The organism is Roseateles saccharophilus (assembly GCF_004342485.1).
GTDB lineage: Bacteria > Pseudomonadota > Gammaproteobacteria > Burkholderiales > Burkholderiaceae_C > Pelomonas > Pelomonas saccharophila.
The window spans coordinates 183,585-200,059 of the sequence record NZ_SMBU01000008.1 but is presented as its reverse complement, the minus strand read 5'-3'; the positions used below and the strand labels follow the sequence as shown (position 1 = coordinate 200,059).

General features: G+C 70.9%; 13 protein-coding genes and 1 riboswitch. Of the genes, 6 read left to right on the top strand and 7 right to left on the bottom strand.

The annotated features are described in order from the left end of the window. Positions 1 to 285 precede the first annotated feature (285 nt). On the bottom strand, positions 286 to 747 hold the full coding sequence (locus tag EV671_RS09500; protein WP_165917519.1) for an Lrp/AsnC family transcriptional regulator: 462 nt from the start codon (positions 745 to 747) through the stop codon (positions 286 to 288). A gap of 133 nt (positions 748 to 880) precedes the next feature. Here EV671_RS09500 and EV671_RS09495 point away from each other — a divergent pair, with 133 nt between their 5' ends. From EV671_RS09495 to EV671_RS09475, 5 genes are all read left to right on the top strand, one after another. Next, a complete protein-coding gene (locus tag EV671_RS09495) occupies positions 881 to 3,124 on the top strand; it encodes an aminotransferase class V-fold PLP-dependent enzyme (protein ID WP_132571065.1) in 2,244 nt (747 codons plus the stop codon). A 135-nt stretch (positions 3,125 to 3,259) separates the two neighbouring features. Then, entirely contained in the window at positions 3,260 to 3,694 is a 435-nt protein-coding gene (locus EV671_RS09490; protein ID WP_132571064.1) for a MarR family winged helix-turn-helix transcriptional regulator, read from the top strand. Further along, positions 3,691 to 5,268, top strand: a complete 1,578-nt coding sequence (locus EV671_RS09485) for a DHA2 family efflux MFS transporter permease subunit (protein WP_415840501.1) — start codon at positions 3,691 to 3,693, stop codon at positions 5,266 to 5,268. Before EV671_RS09490 ends, EV671_RS09485 begins: the two co-directional genes overlap by 4 nt. Before the next feature lie 5 nt (positions 5,269 to 5,273). Beyond that, complete coding sequence (locus tag EV671_RS09480) at positions 5,274 to 6,740, top strand: efflux transporter outer membrane subunit (RefSeq protein WP_132571063.1); 1,467 nt, start codon at positions 5,274 to 5,276, stop codon at positions 6,738 to 6,740. A gap of 3 nt (positions 6,741 to 6,743) precedes the next feature. Further along, positions 6,744 to 7,901, top strand: coding sequence for an HlyD/EmrA/EmrK family protein (locus EV671_RS09475; RefSeq protein WP_132571062.1), 1,158 nt, complete (start codon positions 6,744 to 6,746; stop codon positions 7,899 to 7,901). Here the strand turns inward: EV671_RS09475 and EV671_RS09470 are convergent. After that, positions 7,879 to 8,976, bottom strand: a complete 1,098-nt coding sequence (locus tag EV671_RS09470) for an NAD(P)/FAD-dependent oxidoreductase (protein ID WP_132571061.1) — start codon at positions 8,974 to 8,976, stop codon at positions 7,879 to 7,881. The two genes, EV671_RS09475 and EV671_RS09470, sit on opposite strands and share 23 nt — an antisense overlap. A gap of 250 nt (positions 8,977 to 9,226) precedes the next feature. Further along, positions 9,227 to 9,309: riboswitch (S-adenosyl-L-homocysteine riboswitch) on the top strand. 12 nt (positions 9,310 to 9,321) lie between these two features. Here EV671_RS09470 and EV671_RS09465 point away from each other — a divergent pair. Next, positions 9,322 to 10,542, top strand: coding sequence for an MFS transporter (locus EV671_RS09465; protein ID WP_132571060.1), 1,221 nt, complete (start codon positions 9,322 to 9,324; stop codon positions 10,540 to 10,542). Here the strand turns inward: EV671_RS09465 and EV671_RS09460 are convergent. The 5 genes from EV671_RS09460 to kynB form a co-directional block, all read right to left on the bottom strand. Beyond that, positions 10,487 to 12,304 (bottom strand): aminopeptidase P family protein, encoded by a 1,818-nt coding sequence (locus tag EV671_RS09460; RefSeq protein ID WP_132571059.1) that lies wholly within the window; start codon positions 12,302 to 12,304, stop codon positions 10,487 to 10,489. The two genes, EV671_RS09465 and EV671_RS09460, sit on opposite strands and share 56 nt — an antisense overlap. Before the next feature lie 76 nt (positions 12,305 to 12,380). Further along, the gene (locus EV671_RS09455) at positions 12,381 to 13,589 is read right to left on the bottom strand and encodes an NAD(P)H-dependent flavin oxidoreductase (protein WP_132571058.1); all 1,209 of its coding nucleotides are present in this window, start codon (positions 13,587 to 13,589) and stop codon (positions 12,381 to 12,383) included. Positions 13,590 to 13,685: 96 nt separating this feature from the next. Further along, positions 13,686 to 14,513: a tryptophan 2,3-dioxygenase gene (kynA, locus tag EV671_RS09450; protein ID WP_132571057.1), complete on the bottom strand. Its 828-nt coding sequence runs from the start codon at positions 14,511 to 14,513 to the stop codon at positions 13,686 to 13,688. Between the two features lie 3 nt (positions 14,514 to 14,516). Next, on the bottom strand, positions 14,517 to 15,770 hold the full coding sequence (gene kynU / locus EV671_RS09445) for a kynureninase (protein WP_132571056.1): 1,254 nt from the start codon (positions 15,768 to 15,770) through the stop codon (positions 14,517 to 14,519). After that, entirely contained in the window at positions 15,767 to 16,408 is a 642-nt protein-coding gene (gene kynB / locus EV671_RS09440; RefSeq protein ID WP_132571055.1) for an arylformamidase, read from the bottom strand. The genes kynU and kynB overlap by 4 nt, the downstream gene beginning before the upstream one ends. Positions 16,409 to 16,475 lie beyond the last annotated feature (67 nt).

Here is a 16,475-nt window from a genome sequence, read left to right as displayed (position 1 = left end):
GTCCCGCGATGACCGCGGCAGCGTTCTCACGAACGCCCCCAACGTTCCTGGGACATCAAGCCCTGGCAAGCCTCAGACAGCGACGGTCATAACACGCCGACGCCGACGTACGTGGTGAGGGTCGGCCGCTCAAAGGCGCGCAGGGGAACAAATCGGGGAACATTCAAGTGCCACACGCCGCAGAGTGAGCATTGGCGCGGCCTGCATTGAACTGTTCAATCTCCATCAGCCCCAAGTAATACGAAGGCCCGGAAGCGAAAGCTCCCGGGCCTTTTTCGTTGTGCCTCAGCTGACGTAGCCCAGCGGCAGCGCCGTTGTCAGCTTGAGCTCCTCCATCGCGAAGCTGGAACTGACGTCGTGAAGCTGGGTGCCGGCGATGAGCCGCTTGTAGACCCGGTCGTAGGCGGCGATGTCGGGCACGACGACGCGCAGCAGATAGTCCACGTCGCCACTCATGCGGTAGAACTCGACGACCTCGGGGATGGCCTGCACGGTGGCCTTGAAGGTTTCGAACCACTGCTGGCTGTGCGTGCTGGTGCGCACCGAGACGAACACCGTGACGCCGACATTGACCTTCTGCGCGTCCAGCAAGGCCACCTGCCGGGTTATGACGCCGGACTCCTTGAGCCTCTGGATGCGGCGCCAGCAGGGCGTCGTCGACAGGCCCACGCGCTGCGCCACCTCGGCGACCTGGAGTTCTGCATCCTGCTGCAGGATTTCCAGGATTTTGATGTCTATGGAATCCAATTTCATCTGGATGATGATACGAGGTATGGAATACTAAATGCAGGCGTATCCATAGCCGGACAGAGCAAACCATTTGTCGCCGTTGCCGGCCAGAATTCGGGGCAGTGCAACCACGGCGGCGCGGACCGGCATCATGGAAATCTATCTCGACGCAAACGCGACCACGCCCGTCCTGCCGCAGGCGCGCGAAGCGGCCCTGGCCGCGATGGCCGAGGACTTCGGCAACCCCAGCAGCATCCACAGCACCGGCCTGAAGGCGAGGGCGCTGATGGACGGCGTGCGCGCCCGCGCACGGCGCGTGCTGGGCGCCGGCAGCGGCAAGCTGCTGTTCCTGAGCGGGGCCACCGAGGGCATACAGACGGCCGTGCTGTCCGCGTTGAGCGCGCTGCGCGAACGGCCACAGCGGCCCGAGCTGCTGCTCTACGGCGCCACCGAGCACAAGGCCGTGCCGGAGGCGATGCGCCACTGGAATGCGCTGCTGGGCCTGAACCTGCAGGTGCAGGCGATTCCCGTCGGCCGCGACGGCCGCCACGACCTCGCCTGGCTGCGTGAGCAAGCGCCGCGCGCCGGCCTGGTCTGCACGATGGCGGCGAACAACGAGACCGGCGTCATCAGCGACCTGGATGGCATAGCGGCCGCGCTGGCCGGCAGCCCGGCGCTGTGGATGGTGGACGGCGTGCAGGCGCTGGGCAAGCTGCCCTTGCGCCTGGCCGAGAGGCGCATCGACTACGCGCCTTTCTCGGGCCACAAGCTCTATGCGCCCAAGGGCATCGGCCTGCTGTATGTGCGCGAGGGGGCGCCGTTCACGCCGCTGCTGGCCGGTGGCGGCCAGGAGGGCGCGCTGCGCTCGGGCACCGAGAACATGTCCGGCATCGCGGCGCTGGGCGCCGTGCTGGCCGCGCTGGAGGAGGGCAGGGCCTTCCGCGACCACGCGACGCTGGCCGGCTACCGTGAGCGTCTGGCCGCCGCGCTGCAGCAGGCCTTCCCCAGCCTCGTCTTCAATGCGCCGCCCGAACTCTGCCTGCCGACGACGCTGAACTTCGCCGTGCCAGGCGTCAGCTCCAAGCTGCTGCTGGACCTTTTCGACGCGGCCGAGATGCGCGTCAGCGGCGGCTCGGCCTGCAGCGCCTCCAAGGCCCAGCCCAGCTATGTGCTCGAGGCCATGGGTCTGCCGGCCTGGCAGACGGCGTCCGCGGTGCGGTTGTCGTTCGGCCCGGTGGCGGATGCCGCCTTCATCGACGAGGCCTGCGCGCGCATCCGCGTCTGCGGCGAGTCGCTGCGCGAGAGCTGCCTGGACCCGAACGCACCCGGCCATGCGCTGCCGGCCGACGGGCTCACGCGTTTCGTCGTCGATGGCGCCTGCTGCTATCTGCTGGCCGATGCGGCCAGCCGCCGCGCCGTCGTCATCGACCCGTTGCCCGAGCTGACCGAGCGCCTGGCGCAATGGCTGCGCTGCCAGGGCTATGCGCTGGCCGCCGTGCTCGACACGCACAGCCATGGCGACCACGCCTCCTCCGCGCCCGAGCTGCTGGCCGCCGCACAGACGCCGCGCGGCGATGTCGACGGCCTGGGCTGGCCGCGCGGCGCGGACGCCATCGAGCTGGGCGCGCTGAGGCTCGCGCGCCTGCACATCCCCGGCCACACACAGGACTCCACGGCCTATCTGCTGCGCGACACCCTAGGCCTGCGCCTGGCCTTCGTCGGCGACACCGTGATGCCCGGCGCGCTGGGCCGCAGCGACTTCGAGCAGAGCGCGCCACAGGACTACGGCAGTTCGCTGCGCCGCCTGGAGCAGGTGGTCGGCCCGCACACATTGCTGCTGCCTGGGCATGACTACGACGACCGCTTCGCCAGCACGCTGGCGGTGGAATGTGCGGCCCAGCCGCTGCTGGCCGATGTGCTCGGCGGCCGCCTGGACGATGCCGGCTTCGCGGCTGCGAAGGCGCAGCGGGAGCAGAGCCTGGCCTTGACCGAATACCAGACCATCGCCTGCGGCGCCCGCGTGGACGACGGCTGCCCGCTGGCGTCCAGCGAGCTGTGCCTGGCCGCGCTGTCGCAGCTGACGCGCGAGCATCCAGGCCTCGTGCTGGTGGATGTGCGCGAGCCCTACGAGCAGCGCTTGGGTCAGGCGCCCGAACTGGAAGCTGAGGTGTGCCGCGAGGCCGTGGCGCTGTCCGGCCTGCCCAACGCGCTGGCCCGCTGGCTCGCGCTGCCGGCCGAGACGCCGGTGGTGTTCTTCTGCCGCAGCGGCAACCGCAGCTCGCAGGCCGCCCAGGCACTGCGCCGCCTGGGCCATGCCCAAGCCTGGAGCCTGGGCGGTGGCCTGGCGCTGTGGCCGCGCATCACGACCGCCGCGGACGCCGCCTTCGCGATCTGAGCGCCGCCGGGCGACCGGCCGATCAAGCCCCGCTTCGGCGGGGCTTTTGCTTTCCGGCGCCGCATTCGCTAGAATTTGATAGATGGCTAATGATTAGCCAATAAACAAGTAGGCAGCAATTCAACCGGCACACCCATGGCAAGCACCGAAGAACGCTTCTCGATGGCGCTGCACAACACCACGCGCATCTGGCGCCAGGCGCTGGACCGCCGGCTGAAGGATCTCGGCGTCAGCCAGGCCGGCTGGATGGCCATCGCCAACATCGCCAAGGCCCGGGAGGCGCTGTCGCAGATCGAGCTGGCCAACCGGCTCAACGTCGAGGGGCCGACCGTCGTCAGCCTCGTAGACCGCCTCGTGAAGGCCGACCTCGTCGAGCGCGTGCCGTCCGAGACCGACCGCCGCATCAAGCATGTCGTGCTGACCGAGGCCGGCCAGGCCATCTATGCCAAGGTCAAGGCCGTCGCCGATGCCTATCGCAGGCAGGTGTTCGCCGGCATCGACAAGGAGCGCCTGTTGGCCGCGACCGAGATCCTGGAGGCCTTGCAGGCCCAGGTCGAGGCCAGCCTGTGAGTGCTGCCACGCTGACGTCCGGCGCCGCGGCGCCGGCCAAGCCCGAAATCCACCGCGGCATGATCACGCTGTCGATCATGCTGGCCACCGTCATCCAGGCGCTGGACGGCACCATCGCCAACGTGGCCCTGCCGCATATGCAGGGCAATCTGTCGGCCTCGCAGGACCAGATCACCTGGGTGCTGACGTCCTTCATCGTCGCGTCGGCCATCACGATGCCGCTGACCGGCTGGCTGTGCGACCGCTTCGGCCAGAAGACCATCTTCCTCGCGTCCATCGGCGGCTTCACGGTCGCCTCGGTGCTGTGCGGCATGGCCGGCTCGCTGACTGAGATCGTGGGGGCGCGCTTCATCCAGGGCGTGTTTGGTGCGGCCCTGGTGCCGCTGTCGCAGGCCGTGCTGCTGGACATCAACCCGCGCGAGAAGCACGGCCAGGCCATGGCCGTCTGGGGCATGGGCGTCATGATCGGCCCCATCCTCGGGCCGACGCTGGGCGGCTGGCTGACCGACGCCTACAACTGGCGCTGGGTGTTCTTCATCAACGTGCCGGTCGGCGCGATGGCGCTGTACGGCGTCTGGAAATACATCCCCGCCGCGCCCGCCGCGCGCCGGATGCGCTTCGACCTGTTCGGCTTCGCGACGCTGTCGCTCGCCATCGGCGCGCTGCAGATGCTGCTGGACCGCGGCGAGCAGAACGACTGGTTCGCCTCGCGCGAGACCTGGGTCGAGGCCATCCTGCTGGCCATCAGCTTCGCCTATTTCGCGGCCCACACGGCGCTGCGGCCGGCCGGGCAGTCCTTCTTCGACTACCGGCTGCTGAAGAACGCCAACTACGTCACCGGCCTGCTCTTCATCGCCATCGTCGGCATGGTGCTGTTCGCGACGCGGGCGCTGACGCCGTCCATGCTGCAGGGACTGATGGGCTACCCAGCCGCGACGGCCGGCCTCGTCACGGCGCCCAGCGGCCTGGGCACGATGCTGGCCATGCTGGTCGTCGGCAAGCTGGTGGGCCGCGTGGACGTGCGCCTGCTGCTGAGTGTGGGCTTCACGCTGACGGCCTTCTCGCTGTGGCAGATGAGCCGGTACACGCTGGTGCTGTCGCGCAGCGACATCGTGTTGCCCGGCATCGTGCAAGGCATCGGTCTCGGCCTGGTCTTCGTGCCGCTGAGCACGGCCACCTTCGCGACGCTGTCGCCCGAGATGCGCGCCGACGGCACGGCCATCTACAGCCTGGTGCGCAACATCGGCAGCAGCGTGGGCATCGCGCTGGTGCAGGCCTTCCTGACCCGCAATGTGCAGGTCGCGCACGCGTCCATCACCGAGCACATCAACATCGCCAACCCGATGCTGCAGGACCCGACCGTCACCGCGGTCTACGGCGCCGGCGGCGTGGCCGGCGCAACGCTGCTGAACGCCGAGATCACGCGGCAGGCCTCGATGCTGGCCTACATCGACGACTTCTGGATGATGTTCATCGTCACGCTGGCGGTCATCCCGATGCTGCTGCTGGTCCGCCCGCCCAAGGCCCAACACGCCAAGACCGACCCCGCCGCCGCCCACGCGGCCATGGAGTGATGCGCATGCCACCCCGTCTGAATCCTCTCGACCACAGCTTCGCGCTGACGCTGCTGGTGGCCGTGTTGTCGGCCGTCCTGTTGTGCTCCTGCGCCAGCGTCCCGCCCGAGCCTCACGCTGTCGCGCAGCCCGATGCCGCCCCGGCCGAACTGCCTGCCGACATCCGCCTGGCCGGCGCCCAGGCCTGGCCCGCGCAGCGTTGGTGGGCCAGCTATGGCGATGCCCAGCTCGATGCCCTCGTCGATCGTGCGCTGCAGGCCAGCCCGTCGCTCGCCGCCGCCGCCGCGCGTGTGGAGGCGGCGCGGTCGGCCCTCGTCGTCAGCCGCGCGGCGGCCGGCGCCGAGGCCGGCGTGTCGGCCGACGCCAACCGCCAGCACTATTCGGCCAACGGCCTGTTGCCGCCCCCCATCGGCGGCGCCAGCTTCAACGAATTCAGCGTCAAGCTGCAGGCCCGCTACGACTTCGACCTGTGGGGCCGCAACCGCGCCCAGGTGGCGGCCGCGGCGGGCGAGGCCTTCGCCCGCGAGGCCGAGCAGGTCCAGGTGCGTGAGAAGGTGGGCGGCGCGGTCGCGCGCAGCTATTTCGAGCTGCAGAGCCTGTGGGCGCTGGCCGCCAACCTGCGCGAGCAGGCCGCGGCGCAGCAACTGCTCGTCGACGACAAGGCCCGCCGCATCGTGCATGGCCTGGCCTCGGCCGACGAGGCACGCGTCGAGCAGGCCCGCCTCGCCGAGCTGCGCGCCCGCATCGCCGAGGCCGAGGCCGGCGCCGTCGGTCAGCGCGAGGCCCTGCGCGCACTGCTGGGCCATGGCGACGATGCGATCGCCACGCTGCAGCCGCGCCCTCTGCCCACCGGCCAGGCGATGCTGCCGCAGCGGCTCGGCTACGAGCTGCTGGCCCGCCGGCCCGACCTGCAGGCCGCGCGCTGGCGCGTCGAGGCGTCCATGAGCCGCGTCGAGGCGGCGCGGGCGGCCTTCTATCCCGACGTCAACCTCGCCGCCTCCGTCGGCCTGGATTCGCTGACGCTGCCCAATCTGCTGAAGACCGCCAGCCGCACCTTCTTCGCCGGCCCGTCGCTGGCGCTGCCGCTGTTCACCACCGGTGCGCTGAAGGGCCAGCTCGGCGGTGCGCGCAGCGCCCGCGACGAGCTGATCGCCGACTACGACCATCGCGTGCTCGACGCGGTGCGCGACGTGGCCCAGGCCGCCGCTGCGCTGCAGGGGCTGGCCGCGCAGGCCAGCCAGCAGCACGAGGCCACAGTGCTGACGCAGGCCCAGCAGCGCAGCAGCGAGGCGCGCCTGCGCCAGGGCCTGGCCGACCGGGCCGCCACCGTGCAGGCCGGCCTGGCCGTGCTGCGCGAGCGCCAGGCCGGGCTGCAGCTCGATCGCCAGCGCCTGCAGACCGAAGTCGCGCTGACGCAGGCCTTGGGCGGCGGCTTCCATGCCGAAGCCTCCACGCAAATCTCCCGGAACTGAACCATGTCCACCCCCACTCCCGATCAGGCCCCGCTCGAACGCAAGCGCCGCTGGGCCCTCGTCGGCATCACGGCGCTGTTCGTCGTCGCCGGTGCGCTGTACGCCGTCTACTCGGCCCTGGTGCTGTCCAAGCGCGAGACCACCGACAACGCCTATGTCGGCGGCAACATGGTGACGCTGTCGTCCCAGGTCGCCGGCAACGTCGCCGAGATCCGCGCGGACGAGACCCAGCTGGTGCAGGCCGGTGCCGAGCTCGTGAAGCTCGACACGGTGGACGCCGAGGTCGCGCTGGCCCAGGCCGAGGCCCGCCTGGGGCAGGCTGTGCGCCAGCTGCGCGAGCGCTATGCCGGGGTGCCGCAGTACGAGGCCAGCGTCGAGCTGCGTCGCCAGGACCTGAAGCGCGCCCAGGACGACCTGGCCCGCCGCCAGCCGCTGGCCGCCGACAACACGCTGCCGGCCGAAGAAATCGCCCACGCGCAGCAGGCGGTCAAGACCGCCCAGGCCGCGCTCGACGTGGCTCGGCGCCAGGCCGAGGCCGCACGCGCCGGCGTGCAGGGCGTGGCGCTGACCCAGCACCCCAGCGTGCTGGCGGCGCGGGCCGAGTACGTGCAGGCCTGGCTGGCGCTGCGCCGCAACGCCATCGTGTCACCGGTGTCGGGCTATGTCGGCAAGCGCAGCGTGCAGGTGGGCGGCCGGGTCATCCCGGGCACGGCGCTGATGTCCATCGTGCCGCTGGAGCAGCTCTGGGTGGACGCCAACTTCAAGGAGTCCGAGCTGCGCAACATCCGCGTCGGCCAGCCGGCCAGGCTGGAGGCCGACACCTATGGCGGCAAGGTCGAGTACCACGGCCGCGTGCTGGGCCTGTCGCCCGGCACGGGCAGCGCGTTTTCGCTGCTGCCGGCGCAGAACGCGACCGGCAACTGGATCAAGGTCGTGCAGCGCGTGCCGGTGCGCATCGCACTGGACCCGGCCGAGCTGCGCGGGCACCCGCTGCGCATCGGCCTGTCGATGGACGTGAGCGTGGACACGCACGACAGCGGCGGCGCGGTGCTCGGCACGCCCGCGCCGGCCACGCCGGCCTACAGCACGCAGGCACTGAGCCAGCCGCTGCAGCAGGCCGAGAAGGCGGCCGACGCCATCATCGCGAAGCAGAGGGGCTGAGGCTCTCGGCCACCAGCTCCCCGATCGCCAGCGACGCGGTCAACCCCGGCGACTCTATGCCCAGCAGGTTCACGAGGCCGGGCAGGCTGCGGTCGATGCGGAAGTCCGCCGCCGGCTCGCCAGGGCCGGTGAGCTTGGGCCGGATGCCGCTGTAGGCCGGTTGCAGCGCGCCCGGCGGCAGGCCGGGCCAGTAGCCCCGCACTTCGGCTTCGAACATGGGCCCCAGCGCTGGGTTCACCGCGTAGTCCAGCGCGGCGGGATCGGCGTCGGGCAGCCATTGCACATCGGGTCCGAAGCGCGCCTGGCCGCCCAGGTCCAGCGTCAGGTGTACGCCCAGGCCGCCGTCCACCGGCAGCGGATAGACCAGATGGTTGAACGGCGCCCGGCCGGCCAGCGTGAAGTAGTGGCCGCGCGCAAAACGCAGCGCTGCGACGCCGGCGCCCAGCGATCGCGCCAGCTCTGCTGCGAACAGCCCGGCCGCGTTGATGACGTAGCGCGCAGCCAGCTCGTAGTCGTCCACCCGCAGCCGCCAGCCATCGCCCTCGCGCGTGCCGCCGCCGACGCGGCTGGCCAGCGCCAGCGTCGCGCCGGCATGCTCCGCGTCGCCCAGCAAGGCCGTCATCAGGCCATGGCTGTCGACGATGCCGCTGGAGGGCGACAGCAGCGCGCCGGCGCAGGCCAGCGCCGGCTCCAGGGCCAGGGCCTGCGCGCGGTCCAGCAGCGTCAGGTCGTCGACGCCGTTGGCCGCGCCCTGCTCGGCAATCCCGGCCAGCCGGGCCAGGCCCGCCTCGGTCGTCGCAACGACGAGCTTGCCGCAGCGCCGGTGCGCCACGCCGCGCGCCGCGCAGTAGTCGTAGAGCAGCGCCTTGCCGCGCAGGCACAGCCGCGCCTTCAGGCTGCCGGCCGGGTCATAGAGCCCGGCGTGTATGACCTCGCTATTGCGCGAGGAGATGCCGGTGCCGATGGCGCCGGCCGCTTCGATGATGACCACCTCGCGCCCGCGCAGGGCCAGCTCGCGCGCGATGGCGAGGCCGACGACGCCGGCGCCGATGACGGCAACTTCAACTTGATCCATGGCCGGAGCTTAAGGCGACGCTGAATAAGTCCCCGCGATGCAGCACGCCCTGGTTTGGGATGGGCTGCAAGGCGCAAACCGCAGCCGTAGCTCAGGCTACGGCGAGGATTTGCAACGCCGCAGACCGCCCAAAGCAGGGATGCGCTGTGCGCGAGGGGCTTGTTCAGCGTTGCCTTAGGTTCACAACTTATCTGACTGGTCCGTAGAATCTGCCGCGCGCCGCGTCGGCATCGAACGCCGCGGCGCCGTCCCTGCCGAGGGGTGCTGCGACGGAGGCCTCAAGCGCCTCCGCCACGCTCGGCGAGGGCGATGGAACAAGGGCGCCCTCTCTGCACAAGGGCCTTCATGCCATCGTCCGCCTCCATACGCACCATCCTGCCGCTGGCCTTCGTCACCGGCGTCAGCATGGCCGCGATGGACCTCTACCTGCCCGCCGTGCCCGCCCTGCAGGCCGACCTGGGGCTCAGCGTGCCGCTGGCCCAGGCCACCATCGCCGTCTACCTTGCCGGCCTGGCCGGCGCCCAGCTGCTGTGGGGCGAGTTGCTGAACCGCCTCGGCCCGCGCCGCTGCATCGAGCTGGGCCTGGCGCTGCTCGCCCTGACCAGCCTGGGCTGCGCGCTGGCGCCCGGCATCGAGATGCTGCTGGTGCTGCGCCTGCTGCAGGGCGTGTCGGCCGCGGCGGCCACGGTCGTGGCGCCCAGCGTCGTGCGCGCCACGCTGGGGGATGCCGACGTCGTGCGCGGCATTGCCGCCATCTCCATGGTCGAGGCCATCGTGCCGGCCGCCGGCCCGGTGCTGGGCGCGCTGCTGCTGCCCTTCATCGGCTGGCGCGGCACGTTCTGGCTGCTGGCGGCGCTGGCCCTGCTGCTGCTGCCCTGGGTCGTCAAGATCGCGCCGCGCCGCCTGCCGGGGCTGGACCTCGCGCACGACGAGGGCTACCGCGGCATCCTGCGCAATCGCAGCTATCTGCGCCTGGCCGCGTCGCATGCGCTGTGCATAGGCGCGCTGCTGAGCTTCCTGGCCAGCGCGCCGCAGCTGCTTGCGCACACGCTGGGCCTGGGCACGGCGGCCTTCGCGGGGCTGCAGGTGTGCGGCGTGGGTGCCTTCATGCTGGGCGCGACCCAGTCCGGCCGGCTGGCCGCGCGGCTGGGGCATGCGCGCATCGTGCAGTGGGGCTGCGCGGTGCAGATCGTGGCTTGCGGGCTGGCGCTGGGCGCAGCACTGCTCTGGCAGCAGCCGCCCTATGGCGTCGTGCTGGCCTACTGGGTCTGCTTCTGCGGTGCGCTGGCCCTGCGCGGGCCGGCTACCTTTGGCGATGCGCTGGCCCTGCCACCCGCGCAGATGGGCCGCGCCACGGCGCTGTTGGTGCTGGCCCTGCTGGCGGCGGGCGCGCTGGGCACGCAGCTGGTCGCGCCCTTCATGGGCCGGGCGGACAGCGCGGCGCCGCTGTTCGGCGCCGTGCTGTTGATGCTGCTGGCCAGCGCGGCGCTGGTGTGGCGCTATCCGGCCCTCAGGCCGGCAGCGGCTCGGTCCGCGCCATCAGCCAGTCCAGTGCCGGGCCACTGACCAGAGGTTGGAGCCGCGCCCGCACGGTGGCGTGGTAGTCGTTCAGCCAGGCGATCTCGTCGGCGCGCAGCAGGCTCGCGTCGATGGCCCGCGTGTCGATGGGGCAGAGCGTCAGCGTTTCGAACTCCAGCATCTCGCCGAAGGCGTTGTTCTCGGGCGTGTCGAGGGCGACGTTGAGCACCAGGTTCTCGATGCGCACGCCCCACTGGCCCGGCCGGTACAGGCCCGGCTCGATGCTGGTGATCATGCCGGGCTCCATCGCCATGGCGGGCTCGGCGATGGCCTTGGAAATGCTCTGCGGGCCTTCGTGCACGTTCATGAAATAGCCGACGCCGTGGCCGGTGCCGTGGCCGTAGTCCAGGCCGTGCTCCCACAGCGGCGCGCGCGCGATGGCGTCGAGCATGGGGCTGAGCGTGCCGCGCGGGAAGCGCGTGCGCGACAGCGCGATGGTGCCCTTGAGCACCAGGGTGTAGTCGCGCTTCTGCGCGGCGCTGACGGTGCCGATGGGCCAAACGCGGGTGATGTCGGTCGTGCCGCCGAGATACTGGCCGCCGGAGTCGAGCAGCAGCAGGCCGTCGCCTTCGATGTAGGCGAAGGACTCGGGCGTGGCGCGGTAGTGGGGCAGGGCGCCGTTGGCCATCCAGCCGGCAATCGTCGAGAACGACAGGCCGACGAAGCCCGGGCGTTTGCGGCGCGCGGCGCTGAGCCGGGTGTCGATGTCCAGCTCGCTCCAGCGCTCGCCGCGGGCCAGGGAGGCTTCGAACTCGGCATAGAACTCGCACATGGCCGCGCCGTCCTGGGCCATGGTCTCGCGCACGAACTCGGCCTCGGCGGCGGTCTTGCGGCTCTTCAGCAGCGTGCTGGGGTTGATCTGCTCGACGACGCCGACGGCAGCCGGCACGGCCTCGCGCAGGCCCAGCGTCACGCGGCGCGGGTCGATCAGCAGCCTCGCGCCGGCTGGCAGCGCGGCCAGGGCCGCGGCGGCCTGGCCGTAGGGCGCGAGCTGGATGCCGTCGGCGGCCAGGCGCGCCACCACGTCGGCCGGCACCTTGGCGTCGCCGACGAACAGGCGCCCGCCCTGCGGGTCCAGCAGCAGGTGGGCGATGAAGACGGGGTTGCACTCGACGTCGCTGCCGCGCAGGTTCAGCAGCCAGGCCACGTCGTCCACGGTGGAGACGAGGTGGTGGCTGGCGCCGACCGTGGCCATGGCCTGGCGGACGCGGGCCAGCTTGTCGGCGCGCGACACGACGGCCTGCGGGGGCTGGTGTTCGTAGATGGCGTCGGCGGGCAGGCCGGGGCGGTCGTCCCAGGCGGCCTGCAGCAGGTCGACATGGGTGTTCAGCGTGACGCCGGCGCGCTGCATCGCGGCGCGCAGCGTGTTGGCCAGCGACAGGCCCAGCACCTGGCCGTCCACGGCCAGCACCTGGCCGGGCTGCAGGGTCTTGGCGATCCAGTCGATGTACTGGGTCGACGCGCCCGAGCTCATCTTTTCGAGCTGGATGCCGCTGCCGGCGATCTCGGCCTCGGCCTGGGACCAGTAGCGGCTGTCGGCGAACAGCGCGGCGCGCTCGCGCGTGACGACCAGGCTGCCCACCGAGCCGGTGAAGCCCGACAGCCATTCGCGGCCCTGCCAGCGGCCGGGCAGGTATTCGGAAAGATGGGGGTCGCTGGAGGGCACGAGCACGGCGTGCAGGCCCTGGGAGATCAGTGCGTCGCGCATGCGCTCGATGCGCAGGCGGGTTTCGGAGGTGCGGGTGTCCATGGCCAGGACCTTTTCTGAGGTGAAGCCAGGAGTTTAGTTTTGCCGGCCCGGCCCTGCCGTTCGGCAGGGGGCGGGTTCAGGCCAGCGCGGGGGCCGGCGTCAGCAGCCTCTCCATCAGCTCGCGCACGCTGCGGATCTGGCTGCCGAAGGGCAGGGTGCCGCTGCCGCGGAAGAACAGGCCCTTCTTCAGGTCGCCACGCAGCGCGGCGGCGAGCTGGTTGTCGATGCAGAACTGGCCCCAATCCTTCAGGCCGTCGCGCAGGCCGCACTGGGCCAGGCAGTCGAAGGCCTTGGTGCAGCGCTGCTTGACCTGGGCGACGGACTGCAGCTTCTCCTCCAGCCGCAGATAGGTCTTGAGCCAGGGCGTGCCCACCGCGCGCGCCGGCAGGCCGGCGACGCTGGTGAACTCGACCATGTCCTCATCGCGCGCCTCGGCCAGCACGCGCTTGAACTCGGGGTCGGCATCGCCCTCGGTCGTCACGGCGAAGGGCGTGCCGAGCTGCACCGCATCGGCGCCCAGGGCCTGCAGGCGCTGGATGTCCTCGAAGCTGCGCACGCCACCGGCCGCGATCAGCGGGATGTCGCGCTCCAGGCCGGCCTTGCGGAAGAACTCCTTGCAGGCGGGCAGCACCTGGTCGAAATCGAAGCGGCGGTCGTCCAGGTCGGCGATGCGGGCTGCGCCCAGGTGGCCGCCGGCCAGGCGCGGGTGCTCGATGACGATGGCGTCGGGCAGGCGCTTCTTGCGCTCCCACTTCTTAACGATGAGCTGCACGCCGCGCGCATCGCTGAGGATGGGGATGAGCAGGGCGCTGGGATGGTCCTGGGCCAGGTCGGGCAGATCCAGCGGCAGGCCGGCGCCGACGACGACGGCGTCCACCCCCGCGGCCAGCGCGCGCCGGACCGAGGTCGCGTACTCGCTGACGGCGCGCATCACGTTCAGCGCCACCAGGCCGCGGCCCTGCGAGCGCTCGCGGGCGCCGGCAATTTCCCGGTCCAGCGCGGTCAGGTTGGCCTCGTTGATGCGGCGCTTGGCCTCCTCGCCGGCGTTGCAGCCTTCGGTGGCTTCCATCAGGTCGGGGTGCAGGCGGCGCAGGTCCACCGAGCTGATCGTGCCCATGCCGCCATCGGCGGCCACGGCCCCGGCCAGGCGCTGGGCGCTGACGCCCACACCCATGCCGCCCTGCACGACGGGCAGCAGCTCACGCCCGCCCAGTTGCAGCGGCTTCAGGCCGGAGCGCGCCAGCAGCGCGCCGAGTTCTTGGGAGATGTGCGGGAAGGGGTTCATCGGCGGCCAGGTTGACGGAGCAGAAGCGCCGCAGACTAGGCCCAACCGATCGGCGCCGCCTTGACCCAGGTCATCGACAGCGCAAACAACCGCTCCCTACAGTTCGGTGCGCAGCGCCCACAGCTCGGGGAACAGCACAACGTCCAGCATCTTGCGCAGATAGCTGACGCCGCCGGTGCCGCCCGTGCCGCGCTTGAAGCCGATGACGCGCTCCACCGTCGTGACGTGGCGGAAGCGCCAGAGCCGGAAGGCGTCCTCCAGGTCCACAAGTTCCTCGCCCATCTGGTAGAGGTCCCAGTGCTCCTGCGGCGCGCGGTAGACGGTCAGCCAGGCCTGCTTCACGCCCTCGTCGGCGCCATAGGGTTCGGTCCAGTCGCGCTGCAGCCGCGCGGCCGGCACGGCGATGCCGCGGCGGGCCATCAGCTTCAGCACCTCGTCGTAGAGCGACGGCGCTTCGAAGGCGGCCTGCACCTGGGCCAGCAGGTCGGGCCGGTGCTCGTGGGGCTTGAGCATGGCGGCGTTCTTGTTGCCCAGCATGAACTCGATGCGCCGGTACTGCGCGCTCTGGAAGCCGCTGCTCCTGGCCAGGTAGGGGCGGATGGCGCTGTATTCGGGCGGCGTCATCGTGGCCAGCACGTCCCAGGCGTGCACGAGCTGCTCCATGATGCGCGACACCCGGGCCAGCATCTTGAAGGCTTCGGGCAGCCGGTCGGCCGCCACGTTGACCACCGCCGCATGCAGCTCGTGCAGCATCAGCTTCATCCACAGCTCCGAGGTCTGGTGCTGCACGATGAAGAGCATCTCGTTGTGGTCGGGCGACAGCGGCTTCTGCGCGTTCAGGATGGCGTCGAGCTGCAGGTAGTCGCCGTAGCTCATGTCCTTGGAGAAATCGAGCTGGGCGCCGTGATGTTCAATGGTTGTCATGGGTCAAGTCACTTTTGAGCGGCTGGTGAATTCGGGCGCATCCCAGGACTTCGTGGTGACGATGTCGGCGATCGCGTCCGCCGCGCGCACCACGTCGGCAAAGCCGTTGTAGAGCGGCGCGAAGCCGAAGCGCAGCAGCTCGGGGTCGCCGGCGCGGAAGTCGCCGATGACGCCGCGCGCGATCAGTGCCTGCATCACCGCATAGCCGTCGGTGCCGCGTGGCAGGCCGAAGGACACCTGCGAGCCGCGCATGGCCGCGTCGCGCGGCGTCGCGATGACGGCGCCCGGCACGCGCTCCTCCACCGCGCCGATGAAGGCCTCGGTCAGCGCCAGCGACTTGTTGCGCAGCGCCTTGATGCCGCCGAGCTTCTGCGCCGCGTCGAACACGTCCAGCGCCGTTTCCAGTCCCGTCATGGCCAGCACGGCCGGCGTGCCGCACTGGTACTGCTGGATGCCCGGCGCGGGCTGGTATTCGCTGTCGAAATCGAAGGGGTTGGCGTGTCCCAGCCAGCCCGTCAGCGGCTGCCAGACCTGGCCCGCGTGGCGCGGGTGCATCCACACGAAGGACGGCGCGCCGGGGCCGCCGTTCAGGTATTTGTAGCCGCAGCCGATGGCGAAGTCCGCCGCCGCGCCCAGCAGGTCGATGGGCACGGCGCCAGCGCTGTGCGCCAGGTCCCAGACGGCCAATGCGCCGGCCTGGTGGGCCCAGCGCGTCAGCAGCGCCATGTCGTGCATGCGGCCGCTGCGGTAGTTCACATGCGTCAGCATCAGCACGGCGCAGCGTTCGTCGAGCAGCGGCGGGATGTCCTCCGGCGTCTCCACCAGGATCAGCTCGCCGCCGTGGGCCCGCACCACGCTCTGCGCGATGTAGTTGTCGGTCGGGAAGTTGCTGCGCTCGCTCACCACCACGCGGCGCTGGCCCTGCTGCAGCTGCAGCGCGGCGTGCAGCACCTTGTAGAGGTTGACCGAGGTCGAGTCCGCCACCAGCACCTCGCCCGGGCGCGCGCCCAGCCAGGGCGCCAGCCGGTCGCCCAGGCGCTGCGGCAGGTCGATCCAGCCGGCCGTGTTCCAGCTCTTGATGAGGCCCTGGCCCCATTCCACTTCCACCGCCTTGGCGATGCGGGGCGGCGTCGCCTTGGGCAAGGCCCCCAGCGAATTGCCGTCCAGATAGGTCACGCCCTCGGGCAGCGTGAACAGCTCGCGCAGGCTGCGCAGCGGGTCGGCGGCGTCGAGCCGGTTTGCATCGTCGAGATTCATTTCAATTCCCTCAGAACGGCGCGCACGGGAGAAGCGCAGGCGCCTTGGAGTTTGAGTGGCAGGGCGATCAATTCATAGTCACCCTCGGGCACGTCGTCGAGCACGAGGTTCTCCAGCACGCGCAGGTCGTGGCGGCGCAACTGCTGGTGGCTGTCCAGCACTTTCGAATCCGCCGGGTCCACGCTCGGCGTGTCGATGCCGATCAGCTTCACGCCGTGCGCGGCCAGCCAGTCGACGGCCTCGGGCGCGTAGGCCGTGAAGGCGGGGTTCCAGACCGTGTCTGCGCGTTCGCAGCAGCGCACCAGCACGCGCGGGGGCAGGTCGTGCCCGGCATGCTGAAGGTGCTCGACGGTGATCAGCGGCGCGGCGCCGATGGCGTGGATCACGCGGCAGCGGCCGAGATAGGTGTCCAGCGGCACGTCGGCAATCGCCGGTGCGCCGTTGGCATAGTGCAGCGGCGCGTCGGCATGCGCGCCGACGTGGGGGGACATCGTGACGGCGCTCAGGTTGACCGGGCAGCCGGGCGCGAGCCGCGCCGTCCAGCGTAGGCTGTAGGGCTCGTCGCCCGGGAAGATGGGCGCGTCGGGAGCCACGACGGGCGAGATGTCCCACAGGCGTGGGGAAGGGTTGGAAGGCATGGCGGGCGGCACCATAGCTTTGCCAGGACCCTCGTGGTGTCGGTTAATTCCAACTGCCTGTCAACTC